We start from the raw sequence: 24,124 nt of genomic DNA, 5'->3' as shown, positions 1-24,124 counted from the left end.
CGCAGCCGACGTCCAGCACGCGTTCGCCTGTAGCGGGCGCGGCGGCTTCGATCGCGGCCTGGCCGAACACCGCCATCATGGCATCGAGCCGGGCCTGGTAAGTGACCCAGCGCTCCCCGCTTTGGCCTTTCCAGTCGGCTACCTGATAAACATTTTCCTCTGTCATGCCATATCCTTGTTCTGATCCGTTCTTAACCAGGCTATCCGCCCGCGTGATTGTTGCCACCGTGCGCGGCGACGAACATGGCGACGGCCGACCGGCAATAGGATTCGATTTCGTTGTCGTCCTCTGCTCTCGCCTCATCGAAGCGTGCGATAATCAGGAGATCGGATCCTTTGATAAGCGCGGCAAATAAGCGGGCGGACTGGAGAGGATTGGGCACGTTCAGAACCGCCTTCGCGTGCAACTGACGCAACAGGGCCTCGATTTGGGCGATGACATAGGCGGGGCCGGCTTCGTAGTGGAGCTTGCTTAACGACTTTTGATTCGTCTTGTCGGCCATGATCATGGCTTCGACACTGCGCACCTCCGGGCTCAACAGCGTGCGAAGCAGGGATGTTCCCACCGCCATGAGCTGATGTTCTGCCGAACCGTCGACGCCTTCAACAAGGGCCAGCGGTGCAAACTGATGGCAGTGGGCCGCGATGGCTGCACTGAACAGCGCCTCCTTGTTCTCGAAGTGCCGATAGATGCTGAGCTTGGATATCCTCGCTCGCTGGGCGACCTTGTCCAATGTCGTCGCTTGAAAACCCAATTCCACAAAGAGTTCGCACGCGGCGTCGACTATCGTTTGGCCAAGCGCCTCGTTGGCGGGCCGGCCGCGCCGGGCCTGGCTATTTTCGGTCACGACAATTACGATCCTTGACAGTATCTTAATTCTGGCATTACGATACTACGTAGTATCTGAAATGCGCAAGCCGAAGAATGGATTTTACTCTGTCTTCCAAATCAAGTTTCCCTGGGCCGCTTGGCGATATCGAATGCCTATCGCTGAATGAGTTTTTGCGCCTGGCCCAACCCAACCCCCTCCATTCGCAACACGGAGCCCATCACCATGGATGACGTCATCATCATCGGCGGCAGCTTTGCTGGCCTCGCCGGCGCCCTGCAGCTCGGCCGTGCCCGCCGCAAGGTCACCGTTCTCGATACCGGCCTGCCGCGCAACCGCTTCGCCGGCCACTCGCATGGCCTGCTCGGCCACGATCACAAGCCGCCGCTGGACATCCTGGCCGAGGCGCGGCAGCAACTGGCGCGTTATCCCACGATCAGGCTGGTCAATGCCCGGGCCGACGGCATCTCCGGCACCATCGACAATTTCTCCGTCCTCACTGGCGATGGCGAAAGCCTTGGGGCGCGCCGCCTGATCCTGAGTTATGGCGTTGCCGACCAGATGCCTGCTGTTGCGGGTTTTGCCGAAAGCTGGGGCACATCCATCGTGCCCTGCCCCTATTGCGATGGCTTTGAAGTCGCCGGCCAGCATTGGGGCCTCGTCTGGTCCGGCCCGCCGTCGCACAATTATGTCAGGCTGTACCACGACTGGACCGACACGTTGACGGTCTTCGCCGATGGTCACGACATTGCACCCGATATCCGGGCCGATCTGGCGCGCCGAAACATACCTATCGTTGATGGCCGCATCGCCGAAATCGCCCATCACCGGGGCCATATCACCACCGTTAATCTCGAGAGCGGCCGCAATGTCGCGGTCGACATCCTGTTCGCGCATCCGCGCAACAAGCCGTCCGCAAGCCTGCATGACTCACTGGGCCTCGCCACGGTCAATACGCCCTTCGGCGTCGCCCTCAAGGTAGACGAGCGCCGCGAAACCAGCACGCCCGGTATCTACGCTGCCGGCGATCTTGCAAACCCCCTCATGGCCTCGGTCACCACGGCAATATCGCAGGGCGCGACGGCGGGTATCTCCGCCCAGCAGTCGATGCTGGTTTGAGAAGACACAGATGGAGTTTCAACACGCCACCTTCGACTCTGATCAATGAGGAGGCAGGCACTGACCCGGTTGCTCAAGCCAGGGATCATCCGGGGCGGCACGCAGTGGGTCGCTGTCGTCATCGAAGGCTCGCTGGTTGTCGGTTTCGATCGCGGGAAGGGAGGCGTCCACTGCGTGCCGCACGAGAGCTGGTAGCGCGGCATTCTCACGCGCACTTTGCCGGGATCATACCAATCCGTAAGAAATGCAGCCTCGGCCGTTCGACCCTCGCACTTTACCAAAATGTATAGTTCCAGCGAGGTCCCCGTGAGGTTTGGAGCGCAGGCTTGGCGCCATCATTGCCAAGTCGAAGGTCAGCTCTCTCATGAACATGCGCACCGCACCTGCCGCCCTTATGCCGGCCCTTCATCCGGTCAGCCTGCGGATGAATACCTACCTGATCAATCTCGACCGCGCGCCACTGCGCCGGTTTCGAATGGAACGCCTGCTGGCAAGCTTCGGCCTTGCCTTCGAGCGCGTGGCGGCGGTCGATGGGGCAGGGCTGAGCCTGCCGCATCCGGGCTTCGACGAAGCAGCCTATCTCAGCCGGCACGGCCGCCGGCCGAACCCTTTCGAGATCGGCTGTTATCTCAGCCATGTCGAATGCGCCAAGCGCTTCCTCGGAAGCCATGCCGAGTTCGCGCTCATTCTGGAAGACGATCTCGATTTCGATGACGATCTGGCCGAGCTGCTCGAGGCCGCTCTTGAGCACCAGGCGCGCTGGGACATCCTGCGGCTGTCGACCGTCAGTTCCGGGAAAAAGCACAAGGTGGAGCCGCTGACCGCGTCACGCTCGCTTGCCATCGCGCTCACCCGCGAGAAGGGGTCCGGCGCCTATCTGATCAATCGCAAGGCGGCAGGCTGGATTGCCGATATGCTCATGCCCATGCGTCTGCCCTATGATCTCGCCTTCGATCTGGAGTTCGATGATGGGCTGAGCGCCTGCTTCGTCGATCCGCTGCCGGTCAGCCAAAGGGCCGATCCCTGTTCCCAGATCCAGGCGGGGCTTTCGACCTATCGGCTGGGCCGCCGCCGGCCGTGGAGTGTCCTGCCATATCGAACCGCGGCTGAGGTGCGCCGGTTTGCTCGTCGCTTCCGCCGTCTCGCGGCTTGGCGGCTGAGCGGTCAGGACCGCTCCTCCGGGGTGAGCGGTTAGAACCGCTCCCCCGGGATGAGAGGTTAGGGCTTCTCAGCCGAGATCAGCGGGAAGCCGATCGAAACGATGAGGCCGGGATGATTGTCCGCCATGGTGATCTCGGCCGCATGCAGCTCGGCGATCGCCTTGACGAGGCTGAGCCCAAGCCCGCTTCCCGGCGTCGTGCGGCTCTTGTCGAGCCGGTAGAGACGCCGGAAGACCTTGTCCCTTTCGCCGGCGGGAATGCCGGGGCCGCTATCGGCGACCGAGACGATGGCGCGGCCGCCCTGGCAACGGAGCGACACCGTGATGCCGGTTCCGGCCGGGCAGTGGTTGATCGCGTTCTCCACCAGGTTGGCGATCATCTGCGTCAGCAGGTCACGGTCGCCGCGGATGAGCGCGGGACAGCGCTCCGCGATATCAAGCGCCATCAGCGCGTCTTCGGCGACGTCGACATAGACCTCGGAAATCACGGCAAGCACGGCGTCGATATCGGTCGCCTGGAAACGCTCCTTGCGGGCGCCGGCCTCGATCTGGGAAATGCGCAGCAGCGCCTCGAAAGTGGCGTTGATCCGGTCGCTCTCGTGTCGCGCTTCGTCAAGCAGCGCCGAAACATCCGCCTGCTGGTCGTTGCCGGCCACCGCGGCATCCAGCGTCAGGCGCAGCCTGTTGAGAGGCGTCTTCAGATCATGGGCGATATCGGCGCTCACCTGCCGCATGCTCTCGACCAATCGCTGCAGCCGTTCCAGCGCCGCGTTGATCTGGATCGCCACCGTATCGAGATCGTCGCCGTTTCCGGTGATCGCGATGCGGGCCTGAAGCTGGCCAAGCGAGACATCGTTCATGGTGAGGGCGACCCGGTCGAGCCGCGCCTGGGCGCGAACGGCGAGAAAGACGCCGCCGCCGATCGCCGTCGCCACGACGATCGCGGCGGCCCATTCGAAGCTCACCAGCACGATCCGCAGCATCTCGTCGACATCGTTGAAGTTTTCCGCCACCACCAGACTGTAGGGGCCGATGGTCGAGACCTGCATCCGGTAACGTTCATGCCCCTTCAGCCCGACATCCCTGGAGGTGACGGTATAGACGCCGTTCGGGATACGGGGGGCTGCGAAATTGCCGGCGAGTTTCTTGCCGGCATGGTCGGTCAGCGAGTAGAGCCCGTCGGCGGTCGACTGGAAGCTGGCATAATTGTTCAGCGTGTTGACCAGATCCTCGGTATCGTTGGGCTCATAGGTCGAGACGACAAGCGAATTCATCTCGGTCAGCGACTGGTCGAGATCGCGGCCGAGGCCGAGGCGCAGCATGTGATAGATGATCGCGCCGCTCAACATGAAGGTGACGACGAAGAGCACGCCGAAAGTGACGGCAAGCCGGAACGGCGTGCTCCGGCGCAGGCTAGAGCATGATGCCGAAAAGTGTGCGCGGTTTTCGGACGACATCATGCTCTTACTCTTTAAATTGCGAACAGGATTTGAGATTTTCAGGCCGATGGGCCTGAAATCATCCTGTTCGAGGCGCATGCAGGCTGTATCCGGTGTTGCGAACCGTATGCAGAAGCTGGGCCTGGAACGGCTTGTCGACTTTGGCTCTCAGCCGGCTGATATGGGTCTCGACGACGCTGGTCTTCGGATCGAAGTGGAAATCCCAGACCCGCTCCAGCAGCATCGTCTTGGTGATGACCCGGCCTTCGCCGCGCATCAGCACCTCGAGCAGGGTGAATTCGCGCGGCTGCAGCTCGATCACCTGGCCGGCGCGGCGGGCCTCCCGCCGGATCAGATCGAGTTCGAGATCGGCAACCCTCAGCACCGTCCTCTGCTCCTGCACCGGCGGCCGCCGGCCAAGCGCATTGACGCGCGCCATCAGCTCGGAGAAGGCAAAGGGCTTGACGAGATAATCGTCGCCGCCCGCCTCCAGCCCCTCGACCCGATCGTCGACGCCGCCGATCGATGTCAGGAACAGCGCCGATGTGCCGACCTTGGCGGCCCTAAGTGAACGCACGATCGCCAGACCGTCGAGGCCCGGCAGCATCCGATCGACGACGATGATGTCATAGGCCTCGCGCTGCGCCTGAAACAGCCCATCGCGGCCGTCGCCGAACACGTCACAGACATGCCCGGCCTCGGAAAAACCCTTGGCGATATAATCGGACGTCTTGGTATCGTCCTCGATAAGCAGGATTCGCATCAGCCCGATCGTTCCCGGATGCCTGGGGGACCAATCTAGCTGATCAGGCTTCGGCCTCAACTTACGGATTGGTAAGGTGATCGGCATCCCCGACAAGCTCCCATAGATCGACCTTCTCGGCGCGCCCCTTGAGCTGCACCAGGCCAAGCGGGCGAAGGTGGAAGCGGTCGGCGACCGCGTCGCGTGTGGCCGCGCTCACCAGGATCGAGGTGTTGAAGTCCTTGTTCAGTCCCTCCAGCCGTGAGGCGACATTGATCGTATCGCCCATGGCTGTGTACTGCTGTCGCGAAATCGCGCCAAAACTGCCGACGACCGCCGGGCCGGTGTGCAATCCAAATCGCGTGACGAGGGCGGGACGGGCATTTTGACGATTGGCTTCGTTCAAGTCGTCGACCGCCGCTTTCATGGCAAGCGCGCATCGGCAGCCGTTTTCGGCATGTCCGGCATCGGGAACAGGGGCGTTCCACATGACGAAAATGGAGTCGCCGAGATATTGCACGACGGTCCCGCCATGGCGCTCGGCGATGGTGTTCAAGAGTTCGAAATAGGCCGACAGCGTATCGACCACGTCCTCGGGCGAATGCTGCTCGGAGATGGTGGTGAAGTCGCGGATGTCGGTGAACAGCACGGTCACATCCTGCCGCTGCGCCTTGACGGCGGTTCTTCCCTGGGGATCGATGATCCGCCTGACGACTTCGCGCGGAACATAGAGGGCAAACTGGCCGATGGCATGGCGGCTTGCCGCCAGCGCGCTCGCCAGCGTGTTGATCTCCGTTATAAAGGAATGGGAGACGCCCTTCTCGCCGACGTCGAGATCGCCGATCCTGCGCGCCTCGTCCGCCAGGCGATAGAGGGAGCGGCTGACCATGCGCGACAGCATCACCGTTGCAGCGACACCCGCAATCACGAAGGCGCTGGCAATGAGGAGATTGCGCACAAGCAGCCGATTGGCCTCGGCCACCAGGTCCTCCAGCGGCACGACGATTGCGGCCACGCTTCCCTGAAACAGGCCAGACACGCTGACCGGGGCAATCTGCACCAGATGACTTTCACCATCGAAATCAACCCGCGCCAGGCCGCCATTGGCAAAGGCGGGATCCTGCCTGAGCCGGGCCACGGTTGCGAGGCTGGTGTCGAAACCGTTTGCGCTCGCGGCAAAGGCGCCTGCCGTTCTCGACCATAGTCCGATGATCCTGCTCATGACAGCCGGGTCGGAATGGGCGACGAGATCACCGCCACCATTGATGATGTAGGCTCTTGCTCGCGGCGAAATCTGACCCGCGTCCAGCAGGCGGCTGACGGTCTGCAGGTGAATGTTGATGCCGACCACCACCTGGCCATTGTCCCGCATCGGTGCTGCGATTGTCAGCGTCGGAACCTTGAGCGTGCCGGCGACATAGGGTCCAACGGAAACCGGGATACCGTCCTGAACGACGGATTGATACCACGGGCGTTGCCGCGGATCGAAGGATGCATATTCGACGGTCCTCGCCCCTATCTCAATGGCTTGGCTGTCGAGAAAGCGAAGCGTCGATATGACGTCGGTCGTTTGTCTCTGTGCAATCGTTCTGACCGCGAATGCCGTGCCTTCAGGCACCGAGAGGGTCTGGCGAACATCGTCCCTTACCGTATTGATGACCTGCAGGTACGAGCCATCGGGATAGCCCGTGTAGATGCTCGTCGCGTTCGGGACGTTTCGCAGAACTTCCAGAAAGAATTGCTGTTTTGCCTTGATATCTTGAGGCGGCGGGGAAGTAAGCTGCGGCAGCGTCGCGGCCAGTGCGACCGCCTCGGTGCCGCCCTGCAGCGTATTCCGGTATCCCTCGATCAGCCGCAAGCTCATCTCGCGCATCTGCTGCACGCCCGCGCTCACCGCAGCATCGCGTCCATGGCTGAAGGCCATCCAGATGATCGGCGTCGACGTGCACAGCAGCGATGCGACGACCAGGACGCCGAGATGCAGTCTTAGCGGTTTCGACCAGTGCACGAGATTTTCCTCGGAATGCGGACACGTCTCAGCACACGAAGCTCAACGATGGCAGCTAACCGCTTTTTGAAAACTTACACAAGGTGATGATATCGGTTCTCCCGCGCTTGTGCAGATAAGCTGGCTGCGGCTGCCTCGCGACCATTCAAGTTTCCCTGCGGCGGGGGCGTCGAAAAAGCCATAGCGAGCTTCTGCGACAAACTCAAAATGGTCGGCATCTCCGCTTGAGCACCGCCATGAAGCCCGAAAGACCTTCATGTCCGGTCGCCGCCACGATAGGCACCCTGTCGGAGGATGCTCGCCGCCCGGCACGCCGGCGCCGTACTGCGGCGGCGTTTCACCATATCGAAGGGAAGGCGGCGGGGCTGAGAATGCCCTTGTCTCAGCTTTCGCCGGGACGAGCTGCGCAGGCCGAGGTGAGCTTCTCGGCGTAAAGCCGGATCAGCCAAGCGCCTGACCGGTCTTGGCTCATGACGCTCTTTTGCAGCTCTATCAAGCCGATTGGCGCCAGGTCGTTGCTTTACGAACTTTCGGTGCAACTTCAGTGCCAAGCAGCTCGATGGAGCGTCGCATCGCGTCATTATCCAGTGCGGCTGTGCTCATTTGAAAGGTGAACCGCGACACGCCTCCCAAGGCCTTGTCTGCGGCGACTATCCGGTCCTCCACCGTTTGTGGACTGCCGACCAGGAACGCGCCGTTCGGGCTGCACATGTGCTCGAATTGCGCCTCTGTCGGCGGCGGCCACCCTCGTTCCTTTCCCGCTTCCGTAAACATCTGAAACCAGCCGGGGAAAAACGCCTCTTTCGCAGCCTTGTCGGTTTCTGCGACAAAGCCGAGAGCATGGACACCGATCTTCTGCTTGTCCGGATCATGGCCAGCGTCGCGCCAAGCGTCGCGATAGAGTTCCACAAGAGGCCGGAAGCGATCGAAGCTGCCACCGATGATCGCGATCATCAGCGGCAAGCCAAGCGTTCCAGCCCGCGCGAAAGACCCCGGTGTTCCGCCCACGCCGAGCCAGATTGGAAGATCGTGTTGATAGGGACGCGGATAAATTCCCTCACCCTTCAGCGAGGGGCGGAAACGGCCCTGCCAGTCGACTTTGGGGTTGGCTCTGATCTTGAGCAGAAGCTCGAGCTTCTCGACGAAGAGCGCGTCGTAGTCGCGCAAATCGAATCCAAACAATGGATAGGCATCAACGGACGAACCACGACCGACAACGAGCTCGGCTCGGCCGCGAGATATTAGGTCAAGAGTGGCGAAATCCTGAAAGACACGGACGGGGTCGGCCGCGCCAAGGACTGTGACTGCGCTTGTCAGCCTGATCGATTTCGTCCGTGCTGCGGCAGCAGCCAGGATTATCGCCGGCGCTGAGTCCAGAGCATTTGCACGGTGGTGTTCACCCATCCCGAACACATCCAACCCCACTTGGTCTGCCAGTTCGACCTCGGCGAGGACGCTTGCCATACGATCGGCGGCCGACTGCAACCGGCCTGTCGCAGGGTCGGTCAAAAGCATCGCAAAACTATCGATACCGATTTCCAAGGAGAACTCCTTCCAAGTTTCAATCGCAGTGAACGCTCAGTAGGCGTCCGTCGTGTCGCCGCGTTGTGGCTCCTTCCAGCCCAGCGACTGGCCCATTTGGGTTGTGTGGCAAGATGCCAGACATAAACACGCAAGGAGAAAAACAGTGAAACGCATCATCAGTGCCTCTGACGAGAGCTGAAACTCATTGCGAGCAAAGTGCGCGCCCGCATTGACGGTGATTCCTAGTGATTGAACCGCCTGGCGTTTAACGCAGGGCATCCAAAATGACAGCGAAGCTGCGACGGTGGAGCCACGCCACTGTGCCGGTCATCGCCAGTAACACTACTGCTGGCAATGGATTGCCGCCGATCAGGAAAAGGTGAGTGAGGACGGCGAACACCATGGTGACAGCAAGCGTCAGAGCGCCGAATGCCGTGCTTGCGGTCACCAGCAGCGCGATCGCGCCGCCGACTTCCACGATGCCCGTCAACACGCGAAACCACTGACCAAAACCCACTTGGTCGAAAATCGCCACCATCATCGGCACCCCGGCAATCTTTGCGCCCCCGGCCGCCAGGAACACGGCAGCAGAAAGAAGGCGCAGAGCCCAGGATGCAACGCGGACGGCTTTACTCTGTGAAATCAGCGGAGAATATGCGGCTGTCATCGGTGTCTACTTTCCCTATCTGCCATGGGCAGGACCAAATAATTGTCTGTTCCCTCTCATCACACGGCGGAAAGCATTGGGAAAGCCGATATTTAATGATGGATACCATCGTGTAATCCGATATTACACCCATATCGGTATTGGTGAAGGGAACAGAGATTGGACGGAATATCGCTCGATCAATTGCGCACTTTTGTGGTGACTGTCGATGAAGGGAGCTTCTCTGCGGCAGGCCGCAGACTGGGGCGGGCCCAGTCGGCCGTCAGTGAACTCATTCGCAGCCTGGAAATTAGACTCGGCGTTGAATTGTTCGATCGAGATGGCCGATATCCTCGATTGACCGGAGCAGGAGATTTGCTGCTTCCAAAAGCCCGCGAGATCATCGCCAAGGTGGACATATTCAAATCCTACGCGAAGGGGATGGCCACCGGGCTGGAAGCAGAGCTGTCCGTCGTCATCGACGTTTTCTTTCCCATCCACATAATCGCCGAGGCAGCAAAGGACTTTCGCGAGCGTTTCCCAACTGTTCCCTTGCGTCTGTTCGTGGAGGCGCTTGGTGGTACGGTGGAGCCTATACTTGATCGAAGAGCCAATGTCGGCATCGTTGGCTCTTTGCCGGTCATGCCGTCAGGGATCGCAACCGAGCCTCTCGGCAGTATCCTGTTCAATATCGTTGCTTCCGCAGACCATCCGTTATCATTGATCGAAGGGCCGATTTCCAAGAGCCAACTCGAGCAGCATGTCCAGCTGATCCTCACCGATCGTACGGAGTTATCGGCCGGGCGTGAATTCGGCGTGATGTCTTCGCAGACCTGGCGGCTGGCCGACCTCTTCGCCAAACATACCTTTCTGATCAACGGCCTTGGTTGGGGCGGGATGCCGGAACATGCCGTGAAGACGGATATCGAGGAAGGGCGGCTGGTCTCGCTGATCATCGAGGATTTACCTGCAGGCGGACTTCGATTGCCAGTGTCCATCGCCTATCGATCCGACGATCCGCCAGGCCCCGCAGGACGCTGGTTTATCGGTCGACTAACAGCTTGTTCCAACGACAGCTCCATCAAATAACCCCACCGTCCATGATGGAACGCGCGAGCTTCCTCCCCGTCCTGGCGAGTAGCAAGGTGGTTTTCGCTTCAACGGCAACCCGTTCCCGATCCACCGGTTCGGCACCGGCTACGTCACCATGGATCAGGTGCGCCAGCACTACGCCGATCCCGGAAAGTTCAACGGGAGTTTTCGCTGTGCTTTTCGAAGCGGGTGGCTGACCTAGCCGTGAGGCCAACCCGCCCCGGCCGTCTCGACCTCGACGGACAACAGCTGGCCAGTTCCGCCCATCTGGTCCATCTTGTCCATCCCGAACCATCTGGCGGCAGTTATGTAGAGGGTGGTTCGATCAGGTCCACCCAGCATGCAGGCGAAGGCGCCGCGATCGAGCTTCACGTCATCGAGGAGCGCGCCGCCTTCACGAACCCTGCAGCAGCAGGCATTGGGTACGTCGGCGTACCAGATCGCCCCTTCAGCGTCGAAGCATATGCCATCGGGCCACCCGAGAAGATCGGCCCAAACCCTTCGATGCGAAAGTCGCCCGTCGGCGGCGACGTCAAACGATGTCAGCCGTTTCGCCCAGCTTTCGGCGCAAACCAGTGTGCGCCCGTCCGCAGAGAGAGCCATTCCGTTCGGAAACTGAAAGCCTTCCGCTTGTGTTTCGACCGTCCCGTCTGGATGTATCAGCAGGATCGCGGGTCCGTTGACGTAGATACGGCCTTGCGGATCGATCACGATCTCGTTCCAGCCATTCGCTCCCAGCTCGGCGAACTCTTCCAGTCCGGAGCCGTCAAACCGCAGCAAGTGCGATGCCCCTGACGCGATGACGTACATGTCGCCCTGTGGTCCGAAGTCGAATGATAGGGGCGGGGCTTTCGCGGTTGTCGCCACTCTGACCGTTCCGTGCTCGCTCAAGGCGAGAATTTCACCGCTTGTCCAATCCGCGAACCACAGCTCGCCGTCATGCCATCGTGGGCATTCGACCAGCCCCCGGTCTTCCAACCGAACCCTTGTCCTGTTCATTTCGCCCTCCTGTCGTTCTGCGCCTTGGCCCGTCGCATGGAGCCACCTTGTAAAGACGAGTAAGCAAAGCCAATACCGACACTTGTCTTGCGAAAAGGGCATGGTCGTATCCCGTACCAGCGGCGTCGACGTCCGACACACTGTTTAGGACGGCACCGTCATCCGGGCATCGTGGTGCCGTCGGTTGCCGCAAGCCCGGCAGGCGCCGCGTTTCCGGCGGCACTTTCAGCTGGAAATGAGCGGAGAAGCCTTGCGGATCGCATAAGTATGTGCTTATGTGTTGGCATGATAGAGAACGACATCTTCAAGGCTTTGGCTGATCCCACCCGCTGCGCGATCTTTGAGAAGCTGGCGACCGGAAGCATGAATGCCAGCGCTTTGCGCGATGGCATGACGATCAGTCAGCCTGCCATGTCCCAACACCTCTCCGTTCTGCGGAGCGCGAGACTGGTGCGGGAGGAACGACAGGGGCGCTTTGTGAACTACGAGGTCGATCCAGAAGGCTTGGCACTCATTGCCGGATGGCTGGCGAAGTATCGCGCCTACTGGCCCGCTCGCATCGACGCCCTCAAAGCTCTGCTGAAGGATATGGATCAATGAACGAGAGCAAGACCGACGATTACGACAGGGGCATCGAGCTTGAGTACGAAATCGACGAGCCGCCGCACAAGGTCTGGCGCGCGATAAGCATTCCGGAGTTTCGAGAGAACTGGTTGCCGAAAGAGGCATTGGCCGATCCGGAGGCTGCGTCTCTGACGCCGGGGCAAGAGGTCCGCTACCGGATGCGCGAAAGCGATCCGCCGTTCCTTGAAAGCGTGGTCATCTTTCGGATTACCCCCAACGCCACCGGCGGAACCAAGCTGCGGATCATTCACCAGCTTACGGACGTCAGGTTCGATCGGATGACCGGCACCGCCGCAAACAATAATAGCCTGTCCCTCATGCTCGCCGCCTGACGCGGCGAGCCTCCCTTCAAATTCCGGAAGATTGGAGTTCGCCTATGCGCGAAGCGATGCAACTCGTCCCTATGGTGGTAGAGCAATCAAGCAGAGGGGAGCGATCTTTCGACATCTATTCCCGCCTTCTTCGTGAAAGGATCATCTTTTTGAATGGCGAAGTGAACGACACCGTGTCTGCGCTGGTCTGCGCACAATTGTTGTTCCTCGAAGCGGAAAACCCCAAGAAGCCAATCAGCCTCTATATCAATTCCCCCGGCGGCATGGTTACGAGCGGCCTCGCCATGTATGACACCATGCGTTACATCCGCGCTCCGGTGCATACGCTTTGCATGGGGACAGCCCGTTCGATGGGATCGTTCCTGCTGATGGCGGGTGAACCCGGACAGCGGGCAACACTGCCCAATGCAAGCATCCTCGTCCATCAGCCATCCGGTGGCTTTCAGGGACAGGCATCGGACATGCTCATCCATGCCGAGGAAATCAGACGGACCAAGGACCGGATGACACGTCTCTATGCCGAGCATTGCGGACGCACCTATGAGGAATTTGAACGCGCGATGGACCGCGACCGTTTCATGACCGCAGAGGAAGCTCTGGAATGGGGGTTGGTCGACCGCATCCTACAGGTCCGGGAAGAAAATCTGGACGCAACGGCATAAGCGTAGCCTCGGATTGAAATGGTCCATTCATGCGTCGATTGGTTGGAAGAACGCTTGAGAGCAAACCTCCCGGAAGCAGCCTCCTCGGCTCTCGCATTCCGCTATCGTCTCTAATCCTGACCATATCCCCGTCAAGGCTTGCTGTTGCCACGGGTTCACCGCCCTGAAGGGCGATCCAGACGATCCGGCTGTCCATCAATCTCAGCATCGCGCCGGCTGTGTCGTATTTTCTTGAGAAGCGTTAACAAGGTTTCGCTGGATTACCCGGTGTGACGGCAATACGCGCGACCGAATGGCCGTGTTACCGTCCATTCTTGATCGAGAGAGGATGGCAAGCCATGGAAGCCGCAGAACTACGATATAATTGGGCTGATCCCGACGTCTACGAGACATTCATAGGGCGCTGGAGCGAACATCTGGCAAGCCCATTTCTCACCCGTGCTAATATTGCTCCGGGCAGTCGCGTGCTCGATGTAGCATGTGGGACAGGTGTGTTGTCGAAAGCACTGGCCGAGGCGGGAGCGCATGTGATCGGTGTTGACGCATCTGAGGGATACCTGGAAGGAGCCCGCCGTCGACGATCCCACCCCAATATCGCCTATGAACACGGCGATGTCCGGCACATGCGGTTCGACACTGACTTTTTCGATGCGGCCGTTTCCACGCTGGCCCTGGACGTTATCCCGGAAATTGAACAGGTCGTTGCCGAGATGAAGCGCGTGACCCGTCCAGGCGGCGTGGTCGCGTCCGCCGTTACTCAGTTCTTGGGTGGCATGCCCGCCTTCGATCTCGTCATTAACACCGGCGCCGTGCTTGAGACCGACTTCGACAGGCTGAGATCTATGCGGGCGGGGCGCCAGCTCTTCTGGCCTAATGGTCAGGCGACGTTGTGGCGGAAGATCGGACTCGTCGACGTGACGGAGATTCCCGTTGTCGTGGATTGTGAGTATGCGTCCTTCGCGGATTATTGGGCTACGTTCACCGACGGCCCAGGCAGCACCACAAGCACATTGATGGCACTTTCGGACGACGCGCGCGGTTCGATCGAACAGCATGTTCGTGCCGGGTATCTGGTTGGCTTGCCCGATGGACCCCGATCATTTCCCATGATGTTCCGTGTGGTGCGTGGCTTGGTCCCAGCCTGATCCTGGCGAACATGCAAAGCGGACAGGACGCAGTGACAACGCGGGTCGCAGTTGCGCCAAAAGCCGCCATTCCGCCCCATGCGGGTGATTAGATCACGAATTCCTCCTCGTACGTCTGTGGCTCGGGAACGACCGTAACCTCCACCGGTGAAGGGCGATGAAGGCGTGCGCCGAGGCGAAGTTCGGGTCCGGTTCGACGGCACGTTGCAGAAGGTCGCGGGTGTCGCTGTTCGTTTGCTTCGTCAGCCGGTGCCACAGCTCCCGGCCACGCAAGAAGCAGTCATACGCCTCGCGGTTTGTCTCTTCGCGACTGTGAAACCTCTCGATTTGTATTGTCGCTGGCATGACCGGCGCGAAAATCCATTCGAGATCGATCACCATCGAACTTCGGTCGAGTCACACTTTTTGATGGTGGCCCCACAAATCGCAAATGGCGATGACTCTTTTCACCTCGTTGGAACGTCGTTGTTGTGACCGCCGTCGAGCGGTCGGACCCGACCCAAATGAGGACTGAGAGATGGATCTGGAAGGAAAGCGAATCGTGGTTGTCGGCGGGAGCCGCGGCTTGGGGAGGGGGCTCGCCGAGGCATTTGCGGTTCGCGCGGCAAAAGTCACAGTGGTCGCCCGAAACGCGGCTGCCGTGCAGGGGCCAGGCGAGCAACCGGCCGTCACCGCCATATCGGCTGATGCAACCGATGTCGACGCGGCATGGCGGATCATGGAGCAGACGCGACCCGATCTCGTCATCATGAACGCCGGTGCGGAACCGCCCATGGAACGGATCGACCGGATTGGCTGGGAGGCATTCACGACCAACTGGAATGTGGACGTCAAGGCCGCGCTGCACTGGGTACAGGCTGCTCTGACGTTGCCGATGACGCCGGGCGGGCTTGTCGTCCTGGTCTCCAGCGGAGCCGCCGTGCAGGGGTCGCCGCTATCGGGCGGTTATGCGGGAGCCAAGCGCGCGCAGTGGTTCATTGCAAAATATGCCGAGGGCCTATCGGCGGAACTCGGCCTGGGTCTGCGCTTCCGGGTCATCGTTCCCCGGCAGATGTTCGCAGGAACCGGTGTGGGTGATACCGGCATCGCGGCCTATGCCGCGGCGGCGGGTCGGACATTTGCCGAACATGCCGCCACCTGGCCGGACATGACGCCGCGGGATTTTGGCGATATGGTCGCCGACCTGATCGGCAGGACGGGCCTCGCCGGGGCCATGGTCTACGCGGTGCGTGGGGATACGGGTGTGACGGTCATCGAATGACAGAAGACGCTGCTCTCGAAGACGAAGAGAGGAAAACTCTGCTCGCAGCGCTCTCCAGGGAAGCGGACGCACTTCGCCCCGAACTGCACCGCTATGCTGCTCGTCTGGTGGGTTCGGTGATCGACGGCGAGGATGTGATTCAGGACGCATTTGCCAGGGTATTTGCGACGGCTGGCTCGATCCCGCCGGGCACGCCGCTGCGACCCTGGCTATTTCGCATTGTCCACAATCGAGCCATAGATGCCCTGCGCCAGCGCAGTACGCTCCGATCGGAGCCCCTTGAGATGGCTTTCGATCTGGCCGATATCAGCGCCGTCGATCCGGAGGACGCGCTGATCCGGCAGGACGCGGTGCGGGTCGCCCTGGGCCACTTTGCAGAATTGCCGGTGCCGCAACGCAGCGCGGTGATCCTCAAGGATGTCTTGGGAGAGTCACTTGCGGACATCGCAGCGCTGCTGGAACTGAGTGTCGATGCCGTCAAGGCCCATCTGTCGCGCGGTCGGGCGAGATTGCGCGCCATCTCCGACGTGCGGTCCGAGGTTCCGCCACCGCCGAGTCCCGAGGTCCTGAACTTTGCAGCGCTCTTCAAAGCCCGAGACTGGGACGCTTTGCGTCGCATGCTGGCCGAGGATGTTCGGCTTCGTCAGGCGCGACGGCCGGAAATCTCTGGTGCCGCCGATGTCGGTCGATTTTTCACCTTTTATGCCGAATATCCACCGGTCAGGATCGAACCGGCTTGGCTGGAAGGCCGGGAAATATTGCTGGTATCAGCCGAACCGCCGGGCGGTCCTTCCTATTTCATGCTGCTCGAATGGCGGGAGCAAAAGATAGGCCTGATCCGCGACCATCGCTATGCGACCTATGTCATGGATGGTGCTGATGTCATGCAGGCCGCATCGCGGTGACTGGTTTGGGCCGAATAGCCGCCATGGCCGGTTTGCGCCTCATAATGGTCATCGAGCCACCCGTCGCTGTTGCTGCAAAGCGGACATGACGCAGTGACAAGGCGGGTCGCAGTTGCGCCAAAAGCCGCCATTCCGCCCCATGCGGGTGATTAGATCACGAATTCCTCCTCGTACGTCTGTGGCTTGGAAACGACCGTAACCTCCACCGGAATGATCCAATTGGCCGCGTAGCTCTCGCAGTCGGAACGCTGGAGGTCGGGCTGCACGCATCCAGCCTCATCGATCGCGCGACATCGCAGTGTATATCGCCCCACTTCTTCAGGGGTCCACATGTACTCCCACAAGCGCCATGCAAAGGGACGTTCTGTTTCGAGGAGCCTTCCCTCGCGCCAGCCCTTGCCATCTCCGGTGCAGACCTGCACCTGCCGGATAGCAGCCTCTCCGCTCCAGGCGGCTCCGAAAATACGGTACGGTTGGCCGGCGATGAGCTGCGCCCCCTGTACCGGACGCGCGATCTGCGCTTTGACCTCCATCTCCGCAAGGGGGACCAGCGTGGGTTCCCCGAGGCTGCGCTCCCAACGGAAATAGTCGCGCGCCTGCCAGTAGCCAAGGAACGGTTGCTCCACAACCGTGATATCAGTGATCCACTTGACCCAAGCCATGCCGAACCAGCCACCCACGACCGCGCGTAGCGGGTAGCCGTGATCGCGCGTCAACGGCTCCTCGTTCATCGAATAGGCAAGGATCGTGCTGTCAGCCATGGCCTTCTCAAGCGGTAGACTGCGCGCAAAAGCGATGGGGCCGGGAGAAGCTGTTTTCTTGTTCGTGTCGACGACGCCGCTGTCGGCGCCTGCGAGCAGAACCTCACATGCGGTTCGCTTGACGCCGGCCATTTCCAAAATGTCGCGCAGAAGAACACCTGTCCACGCGGCATTGCCGACGGCTCCGTTCTGCCACTGCAATCCCTCCCTCGGCGGCTCATAGTAGACGCGCCCGTTCCCTGCACACTCGACGACGGCAGTGAAAGTCGTGCTCCGCATCGCCTTGATGCTGTCGAGGTCAAGTTCGATCGGCCGCTCCACCGCCCCGCCAACGCGCAATCTCCAGTTTCGCGCATCGAGGTCCGGCGACGGGAAATGGTTTCGCACGAAGAACAGCTCGGTCGGGATCAGCCAATCGGAGAGCGACGCAAACGGAAACTCGATATTCTGGGGGGATTTCTGTCGAACGATTAGACTGGGTTGCTCTGGTGTCGGCATCGTCCTCATCTCCCCTTTCAAGACACAACGTCGGCTCTCGGTCGCGCGAATTCCGGTGCGATCACACCGCCCCTCGCAGTGCGACCGTCGCATTCCGCCTTCGGGCCGCATCCTAGCACATATAGCACGTTCCTCGGATCGACCTCGAACGGCAGAGGACGATCGACTACCAGTGAGCCTGACCGCCATTAACGGAGACGCGTCTGATAGGCGGGACGCTAGGTTGCCATCCGCGCGCGCAGGCGGGGGCCGATCCAGTCAAGGAAGGACCGCACCTTCAGCGACAGCGGATCGGCTGGTCCGTGAATAACATTTACCGGCAGCGGCTCCGGTGCGAACTCCGCCAACAATTCCCGCAGAGCGCCAGAGCGCAAATGGTCGTTGATCTGGTAAGAAAGCACGCGAATAATGCCGATACCGGCCAGCGCAGCCTGAATGGCAGCCTCTGTCGTGTTGACCGCGAGTTTGAGGCGCGGCTCGACGGCGAAGGCCGCGCCGTCCCGGCGGTATCGCCATTCCGGGGCGGTCGCGAAGCCCTGGAAGCTTATGCCATCATGCGGGGCGAGGTCTTCCGGCTGACGCGGCACTCCTCGGCGGGCGAGATACTCGGGGCTCGCGCAGATCACCCGGCGGACGGCGCCAACCCGTGTTGCGATAATCGCGCTGTCCGGCAGGTGCCCGATCCGTAGGGCTACATCGACGTGCTCATCCCTCAGGCTTAGCTGCCGATCAGTCAGGGTCAGCCGCAGGTTGATATCGGGTTGCTCCTTCAGGAATTCGAGCGCAATTGGCAGCAGATGGCGCTCGCCGAAGGCAATCGGCGCGGTCACGTGCAGCCCCCCACGCAGCGCTCCACAATCGCCGCTGGCCTGCCGCTCCGCTGCGTCCAGTTCCTCGAGAATACGACGTGACGCGGCGACGAAGGCGCGCCCCTCCTCCGTCAAGGCGAGGCCGCGGCGGGTGCGCACGACCAAGCGAACGCCAAGATGCTTTTCAAGATCGGCCACTTTGCGGCTGACCGTGGCCAGCGGCGCATTCAGCCGCCGTGCCCCGGCAGAAAGACTGCCGGCGTCGACCACCGCCAATAGCACCGCCATCGCGTCAAAACGATCCATCGAAGCCTTCCAAAAAATGAGAAGAATGTTTCCACATTGCCAAGATACCCCGTTGATTGTGGATGTCATAGCATTCGCGTCGTCAAGGGGCTCGACGTAGCTCCCATCGTGCTACTGATCCGGAGAAAGATGTCATGCCTCAACTTTCACGTCGCGCCTTCGCTGGCGCCCTGCCTCTCGGCCTCCTCGGTGGAGGCCTGCTCGGCGACTCCGCCGCCCGTGCGGCGACGCAGGAAGCTGCCCAGGCGCCTGTTGCGATGAACCCGTTCGCACAGATCCGCATCGGTCGGTTCACCGTGACGGCACTGACGGACGGCTATGCCGATATGCCCTATGACTACTTTCCGGGGCGCTCAGCGCCCGAGGTCGAGAGGGCGGCAAGCGCACAGTTTACCGCCCGGCCGAGTGGGGTTCGGTTCCTCTTCAACCAATATCTCGTCGAGGATGGCGAGCGCCGCATCCTGATCGATGCCGGTGCGGCAGGTTCGATCGGGCAGACCGGACAGTTACCACAGGCACTCGCCGCGCTCGGTCTGAAGCCCGACAAGATCGACGCGGTCATCGTGACGCATATGCACCAAGACCACATGGGTGGGCTGGTTCTGGGAGGTAAGAACAACTACCCCGAAGCCGAGCTTTATATCGATCGTCGCGACATCACTCACTGGACCGATCCGGCCAAGCGCAGCGGCGCGCCTGAATACCTGCAGACGAGCTTCAGGATGGCGGAGGAGGTCGTGCGGCTATATCCGAGGCTCCAAGCGATCGACGGAGAGCGCGAGATCATGCGGGGCGTTTCGATCGTCGACTTAACCGGCCATACACCCGGCCATATCGGCGTGCGGGTGGAAGATGGCGGGAAGAGCATGATCATGGTTTCGGATATGATTTTTCCGGTCGTGCATCCGGCCGCGACCGATGTGTTCTTCCTGTTTGAGCAGGACCGTGCCGCTGCGAAAGCCATGCGTGATCGCTTCTTTCCGCGTGCCGCGTCGGAAGGCGCACTCATCGCTGCCACGCACATGCCGTTCCCTGGGCTCGGTCGTGTCGTTGCTGATCATGGGGAGATGCGTTGGCAGGTCGCAGACTGGGCCTTGCAGGACTGATGTCTGCTCTCGGTGATCTTAAGCGTATGAATGCCAAGCAGATCCCAACTGCAATCGCGCCGGCGGCCCTGTTCGGTGGATCGCCGACCCCGAACTGATCGTCAGAGGCCGGCAAGATAGTGAGCCATGGCAGCGATGTCGTCGGCCGAAAAATTGCGCACCAAGGCCGTCATGCGGGGCACGTTCGGGCGCTTGTTATCGCGAAAGTCGGAGAGGGTTTTGATCAGGTAGTCCAGCTTCTGATTTGCGACGCGCGGAGTGTTGGCGTATCCGACGAAACCCTCCCGGTGGCACGAGGTGCACTTCTTCCCGGCGTCGAGCGCTTGGAAGCGGGTAATGCTCGCTGCGTCGGCCGGCTCGCGGTAGGCGGGCCAGGGCAGTGCGGAGAAGTAGGCCGCAAGCGCCTTCATGTCGTCGTCGGAAAGATTCTTCGCGATCCGGCCCATGAGGTCGTCAGTGCGCGCTCCATTGCGATATTCCTGCAAAGCTATCAGCAAAGAGGACTCGTGCTGGCCGGCGATGATCGGCGTGTTCTTAACAGTCGGCAGACCTTTCTTACCGTGACACATCTGGCAAAGCTTGGCCTTGTGGGAGATTGCCGCCGGCGGTGGCGGAGCATTGTTCTGCGCTCCAGCCGGCGGCGGACCGAGGGCCACGAGAGCGGCGATGACGAACGGAGCGAGCGCATTGCTGCAGGGCATGCGAGGCCTCCAGATCGAGGCTTAAGCTGAAGTGTGATGCTGATCTTATCAGGAGATGCAACCATTGGCGAGCGGACCCCGCCGCCTCCATCCGACTATGGCTGCGTTTTTATGAGTTCACGCCCTAGTTGACTTGGAGTCTTGCGGCATTTGCTGCATAAATCCGGGAAATTCTGGCCTAAATACGGAGCTAAAGCGATGAAGGTTCAGGGCCAGAGTGAGCTGTCTGGTATCGGTGAAATCCGAGCCCAGCTCGGCGGCTGGCCCATATCGACGGCAGGCATGTCGTCTACCTCTCGCGGCCTGCACTTTGATGTGAGAGACGGGAGCCACGGCGTCGAACTGGTTGTGCCTGGGTGTGATCATCATGCAGTGTTAGTGGCGCTGGGATCATCACGGCAATTCCGCTTTCAAACGCACATAGCGTCCCGCGAGGTATCTTGCAGAGCAGGGGATCTGATTGTCGTCCCGGCCGGTAGCCCAGCACGGCTTGGAGGCGCTATCCCGCCGATGCTTCGGATCGGTATCGACCCAGAGCAACTCAGTGATGGCTCTCGGTTGCGGGAGCCCCTCCGCGGCAGGGATGATCAGACGGGCTCTATCCTTCACGCCAACGATTTGTTTGCACTGTACATCGGCGGCGCGATCCTCGAGGAGATGCGCAAGCCGGATTTTCAATGGCGGATGCCTCTGTTACGTCACCTTGCTGAAGCGCTAACCGTGCATTTCGTTACAATGTATGGTGTTTACACAGTCTCCGATCACACCGGCGAAATCAGCGACAGGGAAGCCATCCGACGGGTAATCGAGCATCTTGGGCGGACAACGCACGACTTTCCTGACCTCTCCTCGCTCGCCAAGCGGACCGGTCTCAGCCGCTTTCACTTCATCCGGGTTTTTAAAGCTGAGATTGGTATGACGCCTGCGCGATACGTGGAGCAATGCAGAATTGAGCAAGCGAAGTCATTGATCGAGACAGCCGAAATATCGTTGGCCGATATTGCCGATAAGCTTGGGTTTGTCGATCAAAGCCACCTGACCCGCCGTTTCAAAAAGGTCGTCGGTAGCACCCCTGCTGCATACGCACGCGCACAGGGCCGCAGGCATTTATCAGAGATCTAACAATAATGTACAAAATAAGCAATAATCTACCATTAGAGTCAGATAACTTCGACACTTATCAAGCCGAAAATCAGATTTTTCGTCTCATTGGCCTGTCTTAAGCAATAACATCCCAGATATAGCAATAAAATGCCATGACCTAATCTCCAAGGTAGTTCATATGTATTGCCAACAGACGACATCAGCACAGGAGATGTAGCCGTGAATATTATAAACGTTATTCTTGTGCACGGATATTTCCTCGACGGTAATGCTTGGAATAAAGTTATACCGTTACTGTCAGAGCGAAGCATTGATGCAATCGCCGTTCAGCTTTCATTGACCTCGTTCTCTGAGGACGTGGCAATTGTTCATCGCGCCATTGAAATGCAGGACGGTCCGGTCATCCTCGTGGGACAGTCTTATGGTGGCGCGGTCATTACCGAGGCGGGCAACCATAGTCGAGTTGCCGGCCTCGTCTACATCGCCGGCGCTGCGCCAGACAGTGGCCAGTCCGTCGACGACTGGTGGAGCGGTTATGCGACTGCGGCTGTTGTGAATGAACTGAGGCCCTGGGGCGACGCGCATGTTACGCTCACCCGCGACGGGGTGCGCAAATACCTGGGCCAGGATCTTCCGACTGCAGAAGCCGATATCGTCTACGCCACTCAGGGACCGCTTGGAACACGCAGTAAATTAGAGAAGATCTCAAAAAGCGCGTGGCACACCAAGCCTTCTTGGTACATGGTCACGACGCTCGACCACACGATGCCGCCCGCGGTACAGCAGGACTCCGCCGAACGTATGGGTGCCGAGATCATGGTTGTTCAGGCAAGCCACTTGCCTATGCTTTCACAACCGAAAGTCGTTGCCGAGTTCATCGCCAACGCCGCCGCGTCTTTTGACTGATAATTCGGTCCCAAGCCGAAGCATCATTCAAAACAACATATTCCGGAACGACCTCGCCACAACGGCGAAACGACGACCCATTCTTTAGCGGCCTGTGTCTGTTCGACCAAGTTCGACCTGGCGCACATCGCCTGGTCACAAAAGCTTCGAAAGAAGCCGTTGGCTCGCTTGCCCCCCAACGGAATTATTTGCCCAACCCAAGAAGGAACAGGATAATGTCTACATCATCGAAACCCACCATCGTTTTTTGCCACGGCATTTGGGCCGACGGCTCATGCTTCAGCAAAGTAATCCCTGCGCTTCAGGCGGACGGGCACGAAGTCATCGCCGTCCAGTACGGCCTGGACTCCTACGAGGAGGACGTGGCTACGGTTAAGCGGACGCTCAATCGTGTCGGCAGCCCCGTCATCCTCGTCGGGCATTCCTACGGTGGCGCAACGATCACGGCCGCCGGCATCGACGAGCGTGTCGTTGGTCTGGTTTACATCGCCGCGGTCGCCCCGGATGTCGGCGAGACCGTGCAGGATCAGCTCGCCAAGTATCCGTCGGACATCTTCAACCATGTCGAGGCAGCGGACGGCCGGGCCTGGATGCTGCCGAGCGGAACCAAGTTCTTCGCTGGAGACCTCTCGGAGGAAGAGCAGAAGCTTGTATGGGCCACGCACTATGCGCCGGTCGCCGATCTGTTCCACCAGCAAAAGCTCAGTGCCGACGAGATCGCGTGGAAGTCCAAGCCAAGCTGGTACGTCTTGGCGACGCAGGACCACACGGTGCACCCCGATCTCCAGCGCTGGGTTTCCAAGCGTATGAACGCGACGGTGACGGAGGTGGAAAGCAGCCACGTGCCGATGCTCTCTCAACCCGACGTAGTCATCGATGTCATCCGCAAGGCAGCGGCGGCCGTCGAGCGTCGCTGATATATCGTGGAAATCGCATATGAAGAGACCGCCATGAGGCGGTCTTTTCTGTTGTCGGCAGATGCACCTATAAGCGCGTCCGCCAACTTCGCTGTGGGCCACTCCCGCCAGAGGCACCGGCTGACGCGTGAGATCACCGCTTCAACCCTCCTTGCGACGTGCAAGGAGGGTTGAAACTCAAGGCCGGTTAGGCGGTCCGCCGATACCGGTCGCGCTCCTGCGCGATCTGCTCGGGGGCGTATGGATCGAGCGTTTCGTCGAACCGGGTCCATCCCTGCTCGTTATAGGCGCGCCGACGTTCGATCGGGTCGACCCAGTTTGAGCCCTGCAGAATGGCCTGCGCCTCGGGGGCGCGGGCGTCGTCGACCTTGGCCGTGACCAGGCTGCCGCCGCGGCGGACACCTTCGGCATAGAGGTGGGCATCATCTTCCCCTCGTCCAGGGCTGGTTTATCTCCCGCCCGACGACGCATATATCAGAGCTGGCGCCGTCCTACCCGCACCTGCAGGAGCTCGGCAAGAGCAAGCGGG

At 60.4% G+C, this 24,124-nt stretch carries 23 protein-coding genes and 2 pseudogenes; 13 read left to right on the top strand and 12 right to left on the bottom strand.

The window, feature by feature from the left end; translation table 11 throughout:
* Together MOV76_RS28725 and MOV76_RS28720 are read right to left on the bottom strand one after the other, a co-directional pair.
* Positions 1-166: pseudogene (locus MOV76_RS28725) on the bottom strand (SAM-dependent methyltransferase); the annotation flags it as partial.
* Between the two features lie 34 nt (positions 167-200).
* Complete coding sequence (locus MOV76_RS28720; RefSeq protein ID WP_247265801.1) at positions 201-848, bottom strand: TetR/AcrR family transcriptional regulator; 648 nt, start codon at positions 846-848, stop codon at positions 201-203.
* Positions 849-1,055: 207 nt separating this feature from the next.
* Here MOV76_RS28720 and MOV76_RS28715 point away from each other — a divergent pair, with 207 nt between their 5' ends.
* Positions 1,056-1,949 (top strand): NAD(P)/FAD-dependent oxidoreductase, encoded by an 894-nt coding sequence (locus tag MOV76_RS28715; protein ID WP_247265800.1) that lies wholly within the window; start codon positions 1,056-1,058, stop codon positions 1,947-1,949.
* Positions 1,950-2,313: 364 nt separating this feature from the next.
* Positions 2,314-3,144: a glycosyltransferase family 25 protein gene (locus MOV76_RS28710; RefSeq protein ID WP_247265799.1), complete on the top strand. Its 831-nt coding sequence runs from the start codon at positions 2,314-2,316 to the stop codon at positions 3,142-3,144.
* A gap of 23 nt (positions 3,145-3,167) precedes the next feature.
* Here MOV76_RS28710 and MOV76_RS28705 read toward each other — a convergent pair whose 3' ends face one another.
* The 5 genes from MOV76_RS28705 to MOV76_RS28685 all read right to left on the bottom strand — a co-directional run bounded on the left by MOV76_RS28705 (position 3,168) and on the right by MOV76_RS28685 (position 9,488).
* Positions 3,168-4,568: a sensor histidine kinase KdpD gene (locus MOV76_RS28705; protein ID WP_247265798.1), complete on the bottom strand. Its 1,401-nt coding sequence runs from the start codon at positions 4,566-4,568 to the stop codon at positions 3,168-3,170.
* Between the two features lie 58 nt (positions 4,569-4,626).
* Positions 4,627-5,310 (bottom strand): winged helix-turn-helix domain-containing protein, encoded by a 684-nt coding sequence (locus tag MOV76_RS28700; protein ID WP_247265797.1) that lies wholly within the window; start codon positions 5,308-5,310, stop codon positions 4,627-4,629.
* A 61-nt stretch (positions 5,311-5,371) separates the two neighbouring features.
* Entirely contained in the window at positions 5,372-7,297 is a 1,926-nt protein-coding gene (locus tag MOV76_RS28695; RefSeq protein ID WP_247265796.1) for an adenylate/guanylate cyclase domain-containing protein, read from the bottom strand.
* Between the two features lie 492 nt (positions 7,298-7,789).
* Positions 7,790-8,839, bottom strand: a complete 1,050-nt coding sequence (locus MOV76_RS28690; RefSeq protein ID WP_247265795.1) for an LLM class flavin-dependent oxidoreductase — start codon at positions 8,837-8,839, stop codon at positions 7,790-7,792.
* Between the two features lie 247 nt (positions 8,840-9,086).
* Positions 9,087-9,488: a DoxX family protein gene (locus MOV76_RS28685; protein WP_028734458.1), complete on the bottom strand. Its 402-nt coding sequence runs from the start codon at positions 9,486-9,488 to the stop codon at positions 9,087-9,089.
* Positions 9,489-9,647: 159 nt separating this feature from the next.
* Here MOV76_RS28685 and MOV76_RS28680 point away from each other — a divergent pair, with 159 nt between their 5' ends.
* Positions 9,648-10,556 (top strand): LysR family transcriptional regulator, encoded by a 909-nt coding sequence (locus MOV76_RS28680; RefSeq protein WP_130715890.1) that lies wholly within the window; start codon positions 9,648-9,650, stop codon positions 10,554-10,556.
* A 201-nt stretch (positions 10,557-10,757) separates the two neighbouring features.
* Here the strand turns inward: MOV76_RS28680 and MOV76_RS28675 are convergent, their stop codons facing one another.
* On the bottom strand, positions 10,758-11,558 hold the full coding sequence (locus tag MOV76_RS28675) for an SMP-30/gluconolactonase/LRE family protein (RefSeq protein ID WP_247265794.1): 801 nt from the start codon (positions 11,556-11,558) through the stop codon (positions 10,758-10,760).
* A gap of 285 nt (positions 11,559-11,843) precedes the next feature.
* Here MOV76_RS28675 and MOV76_RS28670 point away from each other — a divergent pair, with 285 nt between their 5' ends.
* From MOV76_RS28670 to MOV76_RS28645, 6 genes are all read left to right on the top strand, one after another.
* On the top strand, positions 11,844-12,158 hold the full coding sequence (locus MOV76_RS28670) for a helix-turn-helix transcriptional regulator (protein ID WP_018449587.1): 315 nt from the start codon (positions 11,844-11,846) through the stop codon (positions 12,156-12,158).
* On the top strand, positions 12,155-12,514 hold the full coding sequence (locus tag MOV76_RS28665) for an SRPBCC domain-containing protein (RefSeq protein ID WP_247265793.1): 360 nt from the start codon (positions 12,155-12,157) through the stop codon (positions 12,512-12,514). The genes MOV76_RS28670 and MOV76_RS28665 overlap by 4 nt, the downstream gene beginning before the upstream one ends.
* A 44-nt stretch (positions 12,515-12,558) precedes the next feature.
* Positions 12,559-13,176 carry an ATP-dependent Clp protease proteolytic subunit gene (locus MOV76_RS28660; protein WP_018449585.1) on the top strand — a complete coding sequence of 206 codons (618 nt, stop codon included), beginning with the start codon at positions 12,559-12,561 and terminating at the stop codon, positions 13,174-13,176.
* A gap of 338 nt (positions 13,177-13,514) precedes the next feature.
* Positions 13,515-14,321: a class I SAM-dependent methyltransferase gene (locus tag MOV76_RS28655; RefSeq protein ID WP_247265792.1), complete on the top strand. Its 807-nt coding sequence runs from the start codon at positions 13,515-13,517 to the stop codon at positions 14,319-14,321.
* Positions 14,322-14,838: 517 nt separating this feature from the next.
* The gene (locus MOV76_RS28650; protein ID WP_247265791.1) at positions 14,839-15,582 is read left to right on the top strand and encodes an SDR family NAD(P)-dependent oxidoreductase; all 744 of its coding nucleotides are present in this window, start codon (positions 14,839-14,841) and stop codon (positions 15,580-15,582) included.
* Positions 15,579-16,487 carry an RNA polymerase sigma factor gene (locus MOV76_RS28645; RefSeq protein ID WP_247265790.1) on the top strand — a complete coding sequence of 303 codons (909 nt, stop codon included), beginning with the start codon at positions 15,579-15,581 and terminating at the stop codon, positions 16,485-16,487. The genes MOV76_RS28650 and MOV76_RS28645 overlap by 4 nt, the downstream gene beginning before the upstream one ends.
* 149 nt (positions 16,488-16,636) lie before the next feature.
* Here the strand turns inward: MOV76_RS28645 and MOV76_RS28640 are convergent, their stop codons facing one another.
* Positions 16,637-17,746: a sulfite oxidase gene (locus MOV76_RS28640; RefSeq protein ID WP_247265789.1), complete on the bottom strand. Its 1,110-nt coding sequence runs from the start codon at positions 17,744-17,746 to the stop codon at positions 16,637-16,639.
* A gap of 218 nt (positions 17,747-17,964) precedes the next feature.
* Positions 17,965-18,861 (bottom strand): LysR family transcriptional regulator, encoded by an 897-nt coding sequence (locus MOV76_RS28635; RefSeq protein ID WP_247265788.1) that lies wholly within the window; start codon positions 18,859-18,861, stop codon positions 17,965-17,967.
* A gap of 134 nt (positions 18,862-18,995) precedes the next feature.
* On the opposite strand from MOV76_RS28635, the gene MOV76_RS28630 reads away from it, so the two are divergent.
* On the top strand, positions 18,996-19,967 hold the full coding sequence (locus MOV76_RS28630; protein WP_247265787.1) for an MBL fold metallo-hydrolase: 972 nt from the start codon (positions 18,996-18,998) through the stop codon (positions 19,965-19,967).
* A 101-nt stretch (positions 19,968-20,068) separates the two neighbouring features.
* On the opposite strand, the gene MOV76_RS28625 is transcribed toward MOV76_RS28630, so the two are convergent.
* Positions 20,069-20,668 (bottom strand): c-type cytochrome, encoded by a 600-nt coding sequence (locus MOV76_RS28625; protein WP_247265786.1) that lies wholly within the window; start codon positions 20,666-20,668, stop codon positions 20,069-20,071.
* A gap of 150 nt (positions 20,669-20,818) precedes the next feature.
* Here MOV76_RS28625 and MOV76_RS28620 point away from each other — a divergent pair, with 150 nt between their 5' ends.
* The 3 genes from MOV76_RS28620 (at position 20,819) to MOV76_RS28610 (ending at position 23,595) form a co-directional block, all read left to right on the top strand.
* Positions 20,819-21,790, top strand: a complete 972-nt coding sequence (locus MOV76_RS28620) for an AraC family transcriptional regulator (RefSeq protein ID WP_247265785.1) — start codon at positions 20,819-20,821, stop codon at positions 21,788-21,790.
* Between the two features lie 201 nt (positions 21,791-21,991).
* The gene (locus tag MOV76_RS28615; protein WP_130651939.1) at positions 21,992-22,678 is read left to right on the top strand and encodes an alpha/beta fold hydrolase; all 687 of its coding nucleotides are present in this window, start codon (positions 21,992-21,994) and stop codon (positions 22,676-22,678) included.
* 215 nt (positions 22,679-22,893) lie between these two features.
* Positions 22,894-23,595: an alpha/beta fold hydrolase gene (locus tag MOV76_RS28610; protein ID WP_028734443.1), complete on the top strand. Its 702-nt coding sequence runs from the start codon at positions 22,894-22,896 to the stop codon at positions 23,593-23,595.
* Positions 23,596-23,782: 187 nt separating this feature from the next.
* On the opposite strand, the pseudogene MOV76_RS28605 reads toward MOV76_RS28610, so the two are convergent.
* A pseudogene (locus MOV76_RS28605) lies at positions 23,783-24,043 on the bottom strand (hypothetical protein); the annotation flags it as partial.
* Positions 24,044-24,124 lie beyond the last annotated feature (81 nt).

This window comes from Rhizobium sp. PRIMUS64, from assembly GCF_023006465.1.
GTDB classification, from domain to species: domain Bacteria; phylum Pseudomonadota; class Alphaproteobacteria; order Rhizobiales; family Rhizobiaceae; genus Rhizobium; species Rhizobium leguminosarum.
This window is presented reverse-complemented; position numbering and strand designations above follow the sequence as displayed.